Origin of the sequence: Streptococcus sp. HMSC076C08, assembly GCF_001810825.1 — a bacterium.
In the GTDB taxonomy this organism is placed as follows: Bacteria; Bacillota; Bacilli; order Lactobacillales; family Streptococcaceae; genus Streptococcus.
On record NZ_KV802719.1, the window covers coordinates 1 to 16,436 of the forward strand.

Consider the following 16,436-nt stretch of genomic DNA (forward strand, 5'->3'; position numbering starts at 1 on the left):
GACTGACTAGCGCTCATTGAGGCTGATTGACTAGCACTCACCGATACGGACTGGCTAGCGCTGGCTGACGCAGATTCACTTGCGCTCACTGAAGCGGATTGACTAGCGCTGGCTGAGACTGACTCACTTGCGCTCGCTGAAGCGGACTGACTCGAGCTCACTGAAGCTGATTCGCTGGAGCTTACTGAGGCCGATTGACTCGAACTTACTGAGGCAGATTGACTAGCACTCAATGATGCAGATTGACTCGAACTCAATGATGCTGACTCACTTGCGCTGGCTGAAGCCGATTGACTAGCACTCAATGATGCAGATTGGCTCGAGCTGACTGAAGCGGATTCACTGGAGCTTACTGAGGCTGACTCACTTGCGCTTACTGATGCGGATTGACTCGAGCTGACTGAGGCTGACTGGCTAGCGCTAACTGAAGCAGATTGGCTTGAACTTACTGAGGCGGATTGACTCGAGCTTACTGAGACAGATTGGCTTGAGCTTACGGACGCAGACTGACTTGCGCTCACTGATGCTGATTGACTTGCGCTCGCTGAAGCGGATTGACTTGCGCTCGCTGAGGCGGATTCGCTTGAACTTACTGAGGCGGATTGACTTGCGCTCGCTGAAGCGGATTGGCTCGAACTTGCCGACGCAGATTGACTAGAGCTTACTGAAGCGGATTGACTCGAGCTGACTGAGGCAGACTGGCTAGCGCTGGCTGATGCGGACTGACTTGCGCTTACTGATACGGATTGGCTCGAGCTGACTGAGGCTGACTGGCTGGAGCTTGCTGAGGCAGATTGGCTGGAGCTCGCTGACGCGGACTGGCTCGAACTCGCTGAAGCTGATTGGCTGGAGCTTACAGATGCTGATTGGCTGGCACTTGCTGAAGCGGATTGGCTCGCACTCACTGAAGCTGACTGGCTCGAGCTTACGGACGCTGATTGACTTGAGCTTACGGATGCGGATTGACTGGCACTTACTGATGCAGACTGACTAGCGCTCGCTGAGGCTGATTCGCTTGAACTTACTGAGGCTGATTGACTTGCGCTCGCTGAAGCTGACTGACTTGAGCTAACCGATGCAGATTCACTGGAGCTTACTGAAGCTGACTGACTTGCACTCACTGACGCTGACTGACTCGAACTTGCCGACGCAGATTGACTAGCGCTCGCTGAAGCGGATTGACTGGCACTTGCAGACGCTGATTGACTGGCACTCACTGAAGCTGATCGACTCGCACTCAATGAAGCGGACTGGCTCGAACTTACAGATGCTGATTGGCTCGAACTTACTGAAACAGATTGACTAGCACTTACTGAAGCGGATTCGCTGGCGCTTACTGAGGCTGATTGACTCGAACTTGCAGATGCAGATTGGCTCGAGCTTACTGAAGCGGACTGACTAGCACTTACTGAGGCTGACTCACTTGCACTCAATGATGCGGATTGGCTAGCACTCGCTGAAGCCGATTGACTCGAACTTACTGATGCTGATTCGCTTGAACTTACTGAGGCAGACTGGCTTGAGCTTACGGACGCAGATTGACTAGCACTCACTGAGGCTGACTGGCTCGCACTCACTGAAGCGGATTGACTCGAACTTGCCGATGCGGATTGACTCGAGCTTACTGAAGCAGATTGGCTGGAGCTTACGGACGCTGATTGGCTCGAACTTACTGATGCTGATTGACTTGAACTTACTGATGCTGATTGGCTAGCACTTACCGAAGCTGACTGGCTCGAACTTACTGATGCTGATTGGCTCGAACTCGCTGAAGCAGACTGGCTATTACTTACTGAAATTGACGCTTGATTTGGCGTGATTTGCCCATTAAATGTATCTGAAACCAAACCATCCACAGTCGTACTTGCAGTCACTGGTCCACTTGGAAGTCGTCCTCCATTGCGATCATATACTTTCTTCAAGTCAGTTGCAGTAAAGGTTACACTGGTAGAACTCCCCGTTGCTTGTTTGGTGAATGTTTCCCCTGCAATTGTAAGAGTAACAGTCCCACCTGGAGTCACTCCATCTACCGTAATCGCTTGATTTGTGAGACCACCTTTTTCGTTAAGGAAACGTTCCTCAATTCTAGGTGTCTGAGGGCGAATCTCAATCGGAATCTCTACTTCATCCGTACTTCCATCTGGATAAGTTACTACTGCAGTCAAAGTATGCCGACCAGCAGACAAATTCGTATTGGTTCCAGATTTCCAAGTATAGGTTGTTCTAGTTCCCTTAGTAATTCCTGTAGTAGGTAATTCTGGCGTCCCTGTAGCATTCGTGATGTACTGACTGGCTTCACCAACAGAAACAGTCCCTGAATTGGCCGTTAGAGTAAAGTTTCGATTCACCTCAGCATTGATAGCTGGTTCGTACTTTTCAGACTGAGCATGGACTTCAAATTGAATTGCGGCAGGGTTGGCTGTTAAATCTTTTACAAGACCTACGTCAGTAGTATTTCCGCTAAAATTACCTTCCTGATCATAGGTGAAAACATAACGAGTCCACAAACTATTTACTGCTTGATTTTTTCCAACAGAACCCGTGATTGAAACGGTGAAAGGATTTGATGCTGTAGCATTTCCATCTTTGGCTAGTTTATTTGTCGGAACAATCATGCTGATACTTTGACCATTACTCGTAGTGAATGAGACAACAGTTGAAGTAGCCGGATAGGCCGCGGGAACAGCAGTAGGAACAAATTTTGCATGTTCAATTCGACCACTGTTATCAGTAAACTCAATGGTCGCAGAAAAATTTTCTTCTCGATAAATTTTAAATTTTTGTCCTTCTAGAATTGCGCCACCTGTAACGGTTATTTTCTGAAGTTCTGGCTTCTCTGTATCCCTAGCAGCTCTGAAGCTAGCGGTATTTGAAGCTTTGGTCAAAGCTTGTCCGTTTCTGCTGTCACGAAGTCCAGAGTTGGCACGTAACACAGCATTTGCAATGCTATTTCGAGCTTCTGTAGCTTTTTGTAGGATAGTGGCAAGGTTAGAAGCCTCCCCTTTCAAGGCCTCTGCTATCTCATTCTTAGCTAGACTAGCCTTGGCAATTGCCTCATCCGAGTTTGGAAGTCCCTGAGCTTGAGCTAGAAACTGCCCAATCTCAGCAGACAAGGCCTCTAATTTCTTCCGTTTTTCTTCACTTTGCTTTTCTGTCAAGGCTACAGAAGTCATTGTGAAACTCGATTCAGCCGTCACACCTTCATTCTTTACACGACCAGACCGACTTTGAGGCAAGGATTCTGTAGAAAAATCAACTGCTTTTAATTCTTTTGAAGGTTGTGATTCTTTCACTGTCTCCCGAGCTGACTCACTTGCTTGGTACTGACTTTGAACACCAACTGAAGCTCTCTCTGACAGATTACTATTCGCTTGATTTTGTGTTCCAAGGGATTCACTTGAACTAGCAGTTACACTTTGACTGTTTGCCAAAGATTGACTAGTAGAAGCAGATTGGCTCATCGACTGGCTCACGCTAGAAGAGCTTGAGGCACTGATAGACTGACTTGTAGAGGCAGATTGACTGGCGCTCTGCGAATTGAATTCTGACAATGACTGGCTTTGACTGGTAGACAAAGACAAGCTAGCAGCATCTTGATGATCCTGTGTCGTCCCTAGCACTACTGAATCTCTCGTCGCCAGGGTATCTTTTGATTCGACAGTCTTTTCAACAGCGACTGCATCATTGGCATAAACACGCGTTTGCGTCGCAGCAAAACCACCTAAGATCGTCCCCGTAGCTGCTATCCCTTTCAAAACATCCAAGCCAGTCAACTTCTGACCTTCTTGCTTTTCAACCATTTCTGTCATTACTTGGCTCGTATCCGCACTTCCACGCATCACCTTAAATAAGCCAAAAAGGGAAGTCGAGGCCCGTAGCCAATGCTTCCCTGATTTGATTAATTTGAACCGAGTTACACGGTCTGTTTCTCTATATTCACCCTTCTGGCGTCTAAAAAACATGTTACTTCCCTCTATATGAAAAAGAATTTATTCACCTATAAAAACTATCTCCTTATTATATACCAAATATACCTACAATTCAATATCTATAACTTACTCTGAAGAAAGAAAATGATTTCAAAAATAACTTTATTTCAAAACTATTCTGTTTTTTCAATATAATCTTCATTTTATTATTCTGTTAATATATTTTATTTATTCTTTAACCATTTCTATATGCTTTAAAAATTGAGCAAATAATTCCAATCACTCAGGGAATTGATTTTTATTCAAAATATAGAAAAATCCACGAATCAAAAACATTCAAGGACTTTTCTTACAACGCATTTAAGAAAAATGCCATACTAATTAATAGCCTTAATCTACGACACTGAGTTTTACAAATCGATTTCATTTGTAAAACGTGGTTACGACGGAAAAATCCACGAATCGATAATATTCGTGGATTATTCCTAGTGAAGCGTTTAGGTAAGCCGATTTTACACTACGACACGGAGTTTGGCAAATCGATTCTATTTGCCAAACGAAGTTAGTGGGGCAGTTAGCTAGACCACTCACTACCCGTTACGACGTAAAGTTTTACGAATCGATACTATTCGTAAAACTTTACTAGTGGAGCGCCTAGCCAAGTTCCATAGAAACATGGCGTTAGTTACTTAGATTGTTACACAATCAAGTAACTTTGGCGATCTACATCTTCTCCTCCAACTCTACGTCTGGATACTTGTCCGCAAACCAGCGAAGGGCAAAGTCATTTTCAAAGAGGAAGACTGGTTGGTCAAAGCGGTCTTTAGCCAAGATATTTCGGCTTGAGGACATGCGCTCGTCCAAGTCCTCAGGCTTGATCCAACGAACGGTCTTTTTACCCATTGGGCTCATGACCACTTCTGCATTGTACTCGCCTTCCATGCGGTGCTTAAAGACTTCAAATTGGAGTTGTCCGACAGCCCCTAGCATGTACTCGCCTGTTTGGTAATTCTTATAAAGCTGAATGGCTCCCTCTTGCACCAATTGCTCAATCCCCTTATGGAAGGATTTTTGTTTCATGACGTTCTTAGCAGAAACTTTCATGAAAATTTCAGGGGTAAAGGTTGGCAGTGGTTCAAACTCAAACTTGTTTTTTCCAACCGTCAAAGTGTCTCCAACCTGATAAGTACCGGTATCGTAAACCCCGATGATATCTCCTGCCACGGCATTGGTCACATTCTCACGACTTTCCGCCATAAACTGGGTGACATTAGACAGTTTAGCCCCTTTACCAGTACGAGGTAGATTGACACTCATACCACGCTCAAATTCACCCGATACGATACGAACAAAGGCGATACGGTCACGGTGACGAGGGTCCATGTTGGCTTGGATTTTAAAGACAAATCCTGAGAAATCCTTGTCATAAGGATCCACAATTTCGCCATCTGTTTTCTTGTGTCCATGTGGTTCTGGAGCAAACTTAAGGAAGGTCTCAAGGAAGGTCTGCACCCCAAAGTTAGTGAGAGCTGAACCGAAGAAGACCGGAGTCAGTTCTCCTGCAAGAATAGCTTCTTCTGAAAACTCATTCCCTGCTTCTTGCAACAGTTCGATGTCGTCCTTAACCTGAGCGTAGAAAGGATTGCTTCCAAAGAGCTTATCCCCTTCTTCCAGACTGGCAAAACGTTCATCCCCTTTATAAAGTTCCAAACGTTGGTTATAGAGGTCATACAAGCCTTCAAAGGCTTTCCCCATCCCGATTGGCCAGTTCATAGGATAGCTCGCAATGCCAAGGACTTCTTCTAGTTCTTGCAAGAGGTCCAGTGGCTCACGACCATCACGGTCTAGCTTGTTCATAAAGGTAAAGACTGGAATGCCACGGTGCTTCACAACCTCAAACAATTTCTTGGTTTGGGCCTCGATACCCTTGGCAGAGTCCACGACCATGACCGCAGCATCCACCGCCATCAAGGTACGATAAGTATCTTCTGAGAAGTCCTCGTGTCCTGGTGTGTCGAGGATATTGACGCGCTTGCCGTCGTAGTCAAACTGCATAACAGATGACGTGACCGAAATTCCACGTTGTTTCTCAATATCCATCCAGTCAGACTTGGCAAAAGTCCCTGTTTTCTTTCCTTTAACCGTACCAGCCTCACGAATCTCGCCCCCAAAATAGAGCAACTGCTCCGTAATGGTTGTCTTACCCGCGTCCGGGTGGGAGATGATGGCAAAGGTACGGCGTTTCTTTATTTCTTCTTGAATAGTCATAAGTTCTCTTTCTTTGATTCTCTATTTTTAGTTGTTTCAGTTGCTAAGAATGATGTTTACATTGGATTGTACTATTCCTTTCAACTCTTCATTATATCGGATTTTGGGGAGTTTTTCAATTGCTCATCCAATGAAAAGGCAAGCTAGAGTATAGATTTCACCTGATTTCTCTTTTTCCACCGTTTCTTAAACAAGATATCAAAAAGAACAAGAGCCAGTGAAAGGATGACCGACACAAGGAGGTACTTTATCCATAGAGGAGCATTCGAGATAAACGGGGTATCTCTTAAGAGACCATAATTTCCACCCGTTACCTGATTAACCCCAACTAAAAAGAGGTTGAGAATAAAGGTATAGGCTACAATCATATACTTCTTAAGCAAGGTCTTGTCATAGTGATTCATCAAGTAAATCAAGGAATTCACTAGAAGGGCATAGTGCCCAATCAAAAATGAAAAACTGGTGATATGGGGGAAATCATAGGGGTCAAAAACCGGGTAAACCAAGGCAAAGACCGCTCCACTTGCTCCTAAGAGGGCAAAATATTGCTTGCTCCGCCATTTATCTGGCAAGAAAACCACCGCAAACATAGCCAAACGGCAATGGTAAAATGGAAGGCTATTAGAAAATGGAATTCCAAAACCAACATACCAGCTATATAGGGCTAGCAACTGGAGGATCTGAATCCCCTTAAACAAGCGGACAAATTTCGAATTTTTGTGATAAACAAGTGCTCCATAAATACAAAGCACTAATAGGATCATCATAATCCCATACCAAAAGAGGGAAATGGGAGGAGGAACCGTTTGAGATCTGGTGATAAATTGATGGAACATATTTCTATCCTAACTCTTATTTTTTCTATTCTCTAGTTTAACCATTATAGCGAATTAAAAGCGATTTTTCAATTTCTATTTCTTTTCAGTTTGGCTCCCTTATTTATAGGAAATTATGGTAAAATAGAACAGACTAAAAATCATCATTTCACGAAAGGATGCAAGATGAAAATTACGCAAGAAGAGGTAACACACGTTGCCAATCTTTCAAAATTAAAATTCTCTGAAGAAGAAACTGCTGCCTTTGCGACAACCTTGTCTAAAATTGTTGACATGGTTGAATTGCTGGGCGAAGTCGACACAACTGGTGTCGCACCTACTACAACCATGGCTGACCGCAAGACCGTACTCCGCCCTGATGTGGCCGAAGAAGGAACAGACCGTGACCGCTTGTTTAAAAACGTACCTGAAAAAGAAAACTACTATATCAAGGTACCAGCTATCCTAGATGATGGAGGAGATGCCTAATGACTTTTAATAACAAAACTATTGAAGACTTGCACAATCTCCTTGTCTCTAAGGAAATTTCTGCAACTGAATTGACACAAGCCACGCTTGAAGATATCAAGTCTCGCGAGGCAGCTATCAACGCTTTTGTCACTATCGCTGAAGAGCAGGCTCTTGCTCAAGCTAAAACTATTGATGAAACTGGAATCGATGCGGACAATGTTCTTTCAGGGATTCCACTTGCTGTTAAGGATAATATCTCTACTGACGGTATCCTTACAACTGCAGCCTCAAAAATGCTTTACAACTACGAGCCAATCTTTGATGCGACAGCCGTTGCCAATGCAAAAGCTAAGGGTATGATTGTCGTCGGAAAGACCAACATGGACGAATTTGCCATGGGTGGATCCGGTGAAACTTCTCACTACGGTGCGACTAAAAATGCTTGGGACCAGACCAAGGTTCCTGGTGGTTCATCAAGTGGTTCTGCCGCAGCCGTAGCCTCAGGACAAGTCCGCTTGTCACTTGGTTCTGATACCGGTGGTTCCATCCGCCAACCTGCTGCCTTCAACGGGATCGTTGGTCTCAAACCAACCTACGGAACAGTTTCACGTTTCGGCCTCATTGCCTTTGGTAGCTCTCTAGACCAGATTGGACCTTTTGCTCCAACTGTTAAAGAAAATGCTCTCTTGCTCAATGCAATTGCTAGCGAAGATGCCAAAGACTCTACTTCTGCTCCTGTCCGCATCGCTGACTTTACTTCAAAAATCGGGCAAGACATCAAGGGAATGAAAATTGCTTTGCCTAAGGAATACCTTGGTGAAGGGATTGACCCAGAGGTTAAGGAAACCATTCTGAATGCCGCTAAACACTTTGAAAAACTTGGTGCCATCGTCGAAGAAGTCAGCCTTCCTCACTCTAAATACGGTGTTGCCGTTTACTATATTATCGCTTCATCTGAAGCTTCCTCAAACTTGCAACGCTTTGACGGTATCCGTTACGGCTACCGCGCAGATGATGCGACTAATCTTGATGAAATCTATGTAAACAGCCGTAGCCAAGGTTTCGGTGAAGAGGTAAAACGCCGTATCATGCTAGGTACTTTCAGCCTTTCATCAGGTTACTATGATGCCTACTATAAGAAAGCTGGTCAGGTCCGTACCCTCATCATCCAAGATTTCGAAAAAGTCTTTGCGGATTACGACTTGATTTTGGGACCAACTGCACCAAGCGTTGCCTATGACTTGGATTCACTCAACCACGATCCCGTTGCCATGTACTTGGCTGACCTTTTGACCATCCCAGTCAACTTAGCTGGTCTTCCAGGAATTTCTGTTCCTGCTGGATTTGCTCAAGGTCTACCAGTCGGTCTCCAATTGATCGGTCCTAAATACTCTGAGGAGACCATTTACCAAGCTGCTGCTGCCTTTGAAGCAACAACAGACTACCACAAACAACAACCTGTGATTTTTGGAGGTGATAACTAATGAACTTTGAAACAGTCATTGGACTTGAAGTCCACGTAGAGCTCAACACCAATTCAAAAATCTTCTCACCAACTTCTGCTCACTTTGGAAATGACCAAAATGCCAACACTAACGTGATTGACTGGTCCTTCCCAGGAGTTCTGCCAGTTCTCAATAAAGGGGTTGTCGATGCCGGTATCAAGGCAGCTCTTGCCCTCAACATGGACATCCACAAAAAGATGCACTTTGACCGCAAGAACTACTTCTACCCTGATAATCCAAAAGCCTACCAAATTTCTCAGTTTGATGAGCCTATCGGTTATAATGGTTGGATTGAAGTCGAGCTAGAAGACGGTACGACTAAGAAAATCGGTATCGAACGTGCTCACCTAGAAGAAGACGCTGGTAAAAACACCCACTGTACAGATGGCTACTCTTATGTTGACCTCAATCGTCAAGGGGTGCCATTGATTGAAATCGTATCTGAAGCCGACATGCGTTCCCCAGAAGAAGCCTATGCTTATCTAACAGCTCTCAAGGAAGTCATCCAGTACGCTGGCATTTCTGACGTTAAGATGGAAGAAGGTTCTATGCGTGTGGATGCCAACATCTCCCTTCGTCCTTATGGTCAAGAGAAATTCGGTACCAAGACTGAGTTGAAAAACCTCAACTCCTTCTCAAATGTTCGCAAAGGTCTCGAATACGAAGTCCAACGCCAGGCTGAAATCCTTCGCTCAGGTGGTCAAATTCGCCAAGAAACACGCCGTTACGATGAAGCTAACAAGGCAACCATCCTCATGCGTGTCAAAGAAGGTGCTGCAGACTACCGCTACTTCCCTGAACCAGACCTACCACTCTTTGAAATCTCAGATGAGTGGATTGAGGAAATGCGCACTGAATTACCAGAGTTTCCAAAAGAACGTCGTGCGCGCTACGTATCTGACCTTGGCTTATCAGACTACGATGCTAGCCAGTTGACGGCAAACAAAGTCACTTCTGACTTCTTTGAAAAAGCTGTTGCACTCGGTGGTGATGCCAAACAAGTCTCTAACTGGCTCCAAGGTGAAGTTGCTCAGTTCTTGAACGCCGAAGGTAAGACACTGGAACAAATCGAATTAACACCAGAAAACTTAGTAGAAATGATTGCCATCATCGAAGACGGCACGATCTCTTCTAAGATTGCCAAGAAAGTCTTTGTCCATCTGGCTAAAAATGGCGGTGGCGCGCGTGAATACGTGGAAAAAGCAGGCTTGGTGCAAATCTCTGATCCAGATGTCTTGATCCCAATCATCCACCAAGTCTTTGCGGATAACGAAGCTGCCGTTGCCGACTTCAAGTCAGGTAAACGCAACGCAGACAAGGCCTTCACAGGATTCCTTATGAAGGCAACCAAAGGCCAAGCCAACCCACAAGTCGCCCTTAAACTGCTTGCACAAGAATTGGCTAAGTTGAAAGAAAGTGAGTAATTTACTCTTTATACACTTTTTTCTACTTTTAAGACGAGAATGAGACAAGGAGAATAAATGAACAAATTTTTACGATTGCTATTTGTCTTAGTCATCATCGCTATGTTAGGCGCTTCTATACTACAAATTTTCTTTCCATCGTACATGGGAAGCCACTCCGGGTACGGAATATCTGCTGGTTGGCAACGAGAAATTGGAATATGGAATTTAGCTGTATTGATTATTATTCTCGCTATCAATATTAAATACGATTGGTTCTATCTACGAATCGCACTTCTTGCTCTCATTATTGGCGGAATTGGAATAGGAACAAATCACTTACTCAATTATATGGAGTATCACTCTCCTGTAAATGCTATCGGTGCTTTTGAAAATTACTTGCTAGCAATAGGGTGGATTGTGGGATGGCTCATCGAGCGCCATTCCATAAAGAAGCTAAATGCTAGTAAATAACGCCTAGTATATCTTAGATTATTTTAAAGGTTATTAATAGTTTAATAATCATTCGAATTCAGAATTCTACCTTTTCAATCATATAGTTAGGAGACACATGAAAAAGTTTTACGCTCTTTTAATGACCTGTTTATTACTTGTTTTTCTATCCGTGCCTCAAATCGTTGATGCAGGTGTCGGGCATTCCAGAAGTGGAGGGAGCAGCCGCAGTAGCAGCCGCTCAAGTGGAGGTGGAAGTCGTTCTGGCGGATCATCCTACCACTACTACCGCTCTGGATATGGATCATCCTCTGACAGTTCTGCTAGCTCTCCCTATTTAGGATTTATGTTCATATTAGTCGGAGGAATCATACTAGTTGTTATCGTCAAATCCTTGCGGAATAAGTCTGGAGATTCGAGTTCAACCTACACTAGTAATGATTCTCAAACGCTCCATCGTCGAGTTGAACACAACACACTGGCCATTAGTCGTGTGAAATATGGGGATCCAAACTTTGACGCGGTAGCCTTCACATCTTGGGTTAAGGAAGTCTACCTTAAATTGCAGGTTGCCTGGACTGAGAAAAATTGGAACTCTGTCCGCGCTTTGGAAAGTACCAGTCTCTACTCCCAACACAGTACCCAACTTGAGGACCATATTCGATCTAAAACAACTAATGTTTTAGAGAAAGTTTGTATCGAAAATGTTCGCATCAAGGAGTTCATTGAAAATCCTGACGGAAACGATACCTTAGTGGTGATTCTGTCATCTACCTTGCGGGACTATGTCATTGACGATGAGACTCGCCGTGTCATTGAAGGAGACCCTAAAAAAGATCTCTTCACCGTGTATCAATTAAACTTTATCCGTCAACACGGTAGCCAAACGCAAGCAGTCAATCCAGACCAAGTTGTGAGCGACCACTGTCCAAACTGTGGCGCCCCTTTGAAAATCTCTGCAGTTAGCGAGTGCGACTACTGTGGTGCCAATCTCTCTCGCAGTCCAAACCAATGGGTACTGGATACCTATGATGTTGTGGATGAAGACGAGCTTTATAATTAGGAGGAATTATGGGATTTATACGTGCAGCCTTATCAGCAGGCTTAAATAGTTTTAATGATAGTAAATTCAAGGAAGCCATCGTCCTTCCAGACAATGTCTCTGGCGACGCCTTGGCCATCAAGGGACAATTACTCACTAAAGACCCCGATGGACGTTCTCGTCACAGCAATCAAAATACTGGACTCTTGTCGGATGGCAGTGTGGTTATCGTTCCCCAAGGCTATACCGCTGTTTTGGTAAACAACGGTACCTTCCTTGGTGAAGTCCTCGAAGCTGGTAGCCACGAATGGCAAGCTGGTGATAATGCCTGGCTCCTTGAAAAAGGTGGTTTAAAAGGCACTTGGGAAAGCTTTAAAAACCGTTTCTCTTTCGGTGGACAAGTCATCACCCAACAAGAAATTATTTTTATCCGCATGCAACCTATTGCAGGTAATAAGTTCGGCACACAAAACGCGGTCGAATACTTCAGCGAACGTTACCAACAGCTGCTTAATATCCGTTTCTATGGCTTGTTTGATGTAAAAATAGCAGATCCAGTCCTCTTCTACGTGAGTTCTGTTAGCCGTCAAATTACTGACGGACAGCCATTTACTCTCCAAGATGTAGCTCAAGGAACGCTCCGTCAAAATATCGCACCAAAAATCGCGATTGCCATTGCCAAATATACCAACGAAAACAAGGTTGATATCTATAGCCTCAATGCCAACCAAGACACCTTTAACGAACTCGCTAAACAAGAGGTCAACAAGGTTTGGACAGGTCTCTACGGGATTGAAGCAACCAATATCTTGCTTGAAGACCTCAGCTACGACCAAGAAAGTCTTGATATCGTTCGCAAGCTTGATAGTGAGCTCGTGGCAATGAAGTACAACACGATTGAAATCGAAGAACGCCGTGCTCGTAACGAAGCGCTCATTGCTGCAGCTGCTAACGAAGGAAATGGCAATGGGATGAACATGTTTATGGGTATGAATCTTGGCCAAACTCTCGGTGGTCAACTAAGCCAACAAGTCCAAAATCAAGCACCGGCTCAAAACACTGGGCAAACTGCCAGCAAGAATTTTTACATCGAAGTCGATGGAAAATACGTCCTCGTTACCAAAGACGAAGATGGAAATATCGTACCAGTCAACTAATTAAGCTCCTTTTGACATTTGAGTAATGTTGTCTTTTATGGTACAATAAAGAGTAAATTATTTTATTAAAGAGGTAAAAACATGATTGAAGCAAGTAAATTAAAGGCTGGTATGACCTTTGAAACAGCTGACGGAAAATTGATCCGCGTTTTGGAAGCTAGCCACCACAAACCAGGTAAAGGAAACACCATCATGCGTATGAAATTGCGTGATGTCCGTACTGGTTCTACATTTGACACAAGCTACCGTCCAGAGGAAAAATTTGAACAAGCTATCATCGAGACTGTCCCAGCTCAATACTTGTACAAAATGGATGACACAGCCTACTTCATGAACACAGAAACTTACGACCAATACGAAATCCCTGTTGTCAACGTTGAAAACGAATTGCTTTACATCCTTGAAAACTCTGATGTGAAGATCCAATTCTACGGAACTGAAGTGATTGGTGTTACCGTTCCTACTACTGTCGAATTGACAGTTGCAGAAACTCAACCATCTATCAAAGGTGCTACTGTTACAGGTTCTGGTAAACCAGCAACGATGGAAACTGGACTTGTCGTAAACGTTCCAGACTTCATCGAAGCAGGACAAAAACTTGTTATCAACACTGCAGAAGGAACTTACGTTTCTCGTGCCTAATCTCTAGAAAGAGGTCATTCTATGGGAATTGAAGAACAACTTGGCGAAATCGTTATCGCCCCACGTGTACTTGAAAAAATCATTGCTATTGCTACTGCAAAAGTAGAGGGTGTACACTCTTTTTCAAACAAATCAGTGTCTGATACCCTTTCAAAACTTTCTCTCGGCCGTGGTGTTTATCTTAAAAACGTGGACGAAGAGCTCACAGCAGATATCTATCTCTACCTTGAGTACGGAGTAAAAGTTCCTAAGGTAGCTGTTGCTATCCAGAAAGCTGTTAAAGATGCCGTCCGCAATATGGCTGATGTAGAACTCGCTGCCATCAATATCCACGTTGCAGGTATCGTCCCAGATAAAACACCAAAACCAGAATTGAAAGATCTATTTGACGAGGACTTCCTCAATGACTAGTCCACTATTAGAATCTAGACGCCAACTCCGTAAATGCGCTTTTCAAGCTCTCATGAGTCTTGAGTTCGGTACGGATGTCGAAACTGCTTGTCGTTTCGCCTATACTCATGATCGTGAAGATACGGATGTGCAACTTCCAGCCTTTTTGACAGAGCTAGTTTCTGGTGTTCAAGCTAAAAAGGAAGAACTAGACAAGCAAATCACACAGCATTTAAAAGCAGGTTGGACCATCGAGCGTTTAACACTCGTGGAGAGAAACCTCCTTCGCTTGGGAGTCTTTGAAATCACTTCATTTGACACCCCTCAGTTAGTTGCTGTTAATGAAGCTATTGAGCTTGCAAAGGACTTCTCAGATCAAAAATCTGCCCGTTTTATCAACGGACTGCTCAGCCAGTTTGTAACAGAAGAACAGTAAACAGAAAAAGTGTTTGATAGATATCAAACACTTTTTTCTTTGCCTCCTACTATCTAAAAAAATGGTAATAGACATAATTATAAACAAAAATCCAGATGGGTTTTGCATAAATGAGAAAGTTGAAAAAACTATGGCACAGGATGGTGATTTTTAGGTTCTTTGTCCAACGGTAGACAAGGGCATAGAAAAGACCGCCTAAACTATAAATAATCAAACTGATAGGATCTCGATGAGTTAGGATCAAATGACTAAGTCCAAAGATAAGAGCAGATAGGATAACATCCAGATAGTACTTGGACTGGGGGAAAAAGGTATTCATAAAGTACCCTCTATGAATTAGTTCCTCTAATATAGGTCCGACGATTACTGTTAAACTAAAACTGAGAACAGTTGATAGAAAAGTTGGTTGCCCATTGGAGTATAGAATCGAAAGAAGGTCTTGAAAGATATACTTGTTATCAATTAGGTGATGAAACTGTAACTGAAAAGCATCCACCAATTGACGATCAAAATAAGTAGCCACTAGACCAACTACAAGGTAAAAGAATCTTGACTTCTTTGAACCCTTTTTTTCAAAAATATAGAGCATCTCTTTCTTTTTGAGCCAGTAGATAAATAATAGCAAAAGAGCTATTACTTCAACTGTTAAAAAGATAGAATAGCCATCTATCCCCCATCCTAAAAACTTAGTTAGATGCATAATCCCTAACTCTGGTAGATAAACCGATAGAAATATCAGTAAGATATATACTCCTAAATGCCCTAGTTTTTTCATACTTACCCCTTTAAATTATTAGAATATTAAGGTATAATTCCGTTACCATAACCAGTCATTCTAGTACGTATTGTACTCGAATCAGTTGCAATGCTGTAAGCATAAGGCCAACTCCAATAATAATCATCAACCAACCAAATCATGCCACCACCTGAAACTTGTTCTAAGTCCTCAGATGAAAGAACTGTAAATGTTTCTGTACCTGTCATACCAAGTAGCTCCTTAAAATAAATTTTTGTAAGCTTACATCTACAGTACATATCTTTTTGTCTATTTTATAGTCTATCTCCTCAACTGTCAATTTTTCATCCTAAATGGTAGCTTTACTTATTGAGAAGTAAGAAATTGATAAAAGAGATTTCTCTATCTTCCCATTAAATTAGAAAAAAGTGTTTGACAGCTATCAAACACTTTTTCTTTACTTCCTACCATCTAAAAATCAAATAATAAATATAAAATAAAATCGACGGAGCATAGGGAATAACATTATAGAAACTATGACAAACAATGGTAAATCGAAGACTACCCGTAACTCGATAAGCGACTGCAAATAGAAGACCAAGAATACTATACATTAGGAGACTGATGGGATCACGATGGGATAGAACTAAGTGACTGAGCCCAAAGATGAAAGAAGACAAGATCACATCCAAATAAAACTCCGACTTCGGAAAGAAGGTATTCATAAAATAACCCCTATAGATTGTCTCCTCAACAACAGGTACAATCGAAATGTTGAAGATTAAAAATATAAGACTTGATAGAGTCGTTTCTCTTCCGTTTAAGTAAAGTTCTGAAAGAAGGTCTTGGAAAATAAAACTATGATCAATCAATCGAATATTCTGCATTCTAAATCCATTTAAAAAAGAATAGATAAGAAAGCAAGCCACTAAGAAAGCGAGATAAGACCAGTGCCAACTCTTTTTCTCGAAGATAAAGAGCATCTTCTCCTTTTTCAACCACAAAACGAATAAAAAGAAAATAAGCAACACTTCTCCAACTAGGAAGATTATATAGCTGTCCATTCCTAAACCAAAGGTCCTAGCTAGAGTTATAGCTCCTAATGGCGTTAAATAAATGTACAGGAACATTAAAATCATACAGATTCCTAAATGTATTGTCTTTTTCATTCTTTCTCTCCTAATGCTAA

Annotated in this window: 15 protein-coding genes; 9 read left to right on the forward strand and 6 right to left on the reverse strand. The window is 42.9% G+C overall.

Annotated elements, in window-relative coordinates; translation table 11 throughout:
- From HMPREF2766_RS00960 to HMPREF2766_RS00970, 3 genes are all read right to left on the reverse strand, one after another.
- The coding region (locus HMPREF2766_RS00960) for an accessory Sec-dependent serine-rich glycoprotein adhesin (protein ID WP_148131184.1) at nt 1–3,962 on the reverse strand (3,962 nt) is incomplete at its 3' end.
- A 690-nt stretch (nt 3,963–4,652) separates the two neighbouring features.
- A complete protein-coding gene (locus HMPREF2766_RS00965) occupies nt 4,653–6,197 on the reverse strand; it encodes a peptide chain release factor 3 (protein ID WP_000155103.1) in 1,545 nt (514 codons plus the stop codon).
- Nucleotides 6,198–6,340: 143 nt separating this feature from the next.
- A complete protein-coding gene (locus HMPREF2766_RS00970) occupies nt 6,341–7,033 on the reverse strand; it encodes a YwaF family protein (RefSeq protein WP_070567199.1) in 693 nt (230 codons plus the stop codon).
- A gap of 165 nt (nt 7,034–7,198) precedes the next feature.
- Here HMPREF2766_RS00970 and gatC point away from each other — a divergent pair, with 165 nt between their 5' ends.
- From gatC to nusB, 9 genes are all read left to right on the forward strand, one after another.
- Nucleotides 7,199–7,501, forward strand: a complete 303-nt coding sequence (gene gatC / locus HMPREF2766_RS00975) for an Asp-tRNA(Asn)/Glu-tRNA(Gln) amidotransferase subunit GatC (RefSeq protein ID WP_000705412.1) — start codon at nt 7,199–7,201, stop codon at nt 7,499–7,501.
- Nucleotides 7,501–8,967 (forward strand): Asp-tRNA(Asn)/Glu-tRNA(Gln) amidotransferase subunit GatA, encoded by a 1,467-nt coding sequence (gatA, locus tag HMPREF2766_RS00980; protein WP_070567200.1) that lies wholly within the window; start codon nt 7,501–7,503, stop codon nt 8,965–8,967. The genes gatC and gatA overlap by 1 nt, the downstream gene beginning before the upstream one ends.
- On the forward strand, nt 8,967–10,412 hold the full coding sequence (gene gatB, locus HMPREF2766_RS00985) for an Asp-tRNA(Asn)/Glu-tRNA(Gln) amidotransferase subunit GatB (protein ID WP_070567202.1): 1,446 nt from the start codon (nt 8,967–8,969) through the stop codon (nt 10,410–10,412). Before gatA ends, gatB begins: the two co-directional genes overlap by 1 nt.
- Nucleotides 10,413–10,469: 57 nt before the next feature.
- Nucleotides 10,470–10,865, forward strand: a complete 396-nt coding sequence (locus tag HMPREF2766_RS00990; RefSeq protein WP_001031998.1) for a hypothetical protein — start codon at nt 10,470–10,472, stop codon at nt 10,863–10,865.
- 97 nt (nt 10,866–10,962) lie between these two features.
- The gene (locus HMPREF2766_RS00995; RefSeq protein WP_000715061.1) at nt 10,963–11,907 is read left to right on the forward strand and encodes a zinc-ribbon domain-containing transport protein; all 945 of its coding nucleotides are present in this window, start codon (nt 10,963–10,965) and stop codon (nt 11,905–11,907) included.
- Between the two features lie 8 nt (nt 11,908–11,915).
- Nucleotides 11,916–13,043: an SPFH domain-containing protein gene (locus tag HMPREF2766_RS01000; RefSeq protein WP_070567204.1), complete on the forward strand. Its 1,128-nt coding sequence runs from the start codon at nt 11,916–11,918 to the stop codon at nt 13,041–13,043.
- Nucleotides 13,044–13,124: 81 nt separating this feature from the next.
- Nucleotides 13,125–13,685, forward strand: a complete 561-nt coding sequence (efp, locus tag HMPREF2766_RS01005) for an elongation factor P (protein WP_000568640.1) — start codon at nt 13,125–13,127, stop codon at nt 13,683–13,685.
- 21 nt (nt 13,686–13,706) lie between these two features.
- Nucleotides 13,707–14,096: an Asp23/Gls24 family envelope stress response protein gene (locus HMPREF2766_RS01010; RefSeq protein WP_000510584.1), complete on the forward strand. Its 390-nt coding sequence runs from the start codon at nt 13,707–13,709 to the stop codon at nt 14,094–14,096.
- On the forward strand, nt 14,089–14,511 hold the full coding sequence (gene nusB, locus HMPREF2766_RS01015) for a transcription antitermination factor NusB (protein WP_000203659.1): 423 nt from the start codon (nt 14,089–14,091) through the stop codon (nt 14,509–14,511). Before HMPREF2766_RS01010 ends, nusB begins: the two co-directional genes overlap by 8 nt.
- A 49-nt stretch (nt 14,512–14,560) precedes the next feature.
- On the opposite strand, the gene HMPREF2766_RS01020 is transcribed toward nusB, so the two are convergent.
- The 3 genes from HMPREF2766_RS01020 to HMPREF2766_RS01030 form a co-directional block, all read right to left on the reverse strand.
- Entirely contained in the window at nt 14,561–15,286 is a 726-nt protein-coding gene (locus tag HMPREF2766_RS01020) for a CPBP family intramembrane glutamic endopeptidase (RefSeq protein ID WP_070567206.1), read from the reverse strand.
- Nucleotides 15,287–15,312: 26 nt separating this feature from the next.
- Nucleotides 15,313–15,495 carry a hypothetical protein gene (locus HMPREF2766_RS01025; RefSeq protein ID WP_000148139.1) on the reverse strand — a complete coding sequence of 61 codons (183 nt, stop codon included), beginning with the start codon at nt 15,493–15,495 and terminating at the stop codon, nt 15,313–15,315.
- Between the two features lie 216 nt (nt 15,496–15,711).
- Nucleotides 15,712–16,416, reverse strand: a complete 705-nt coding sequence (locus HMPREF2766_RS01030; RefSeq protein WP_070567208.1) for a CPBP family intramembrane glutamic endopeptidase — start codon at nt 16,414–16,416, stop codon at nt 15,712–15,714.
- Nucleotides 16,417–16,436 lie beyond the last annotated feature (20 nt).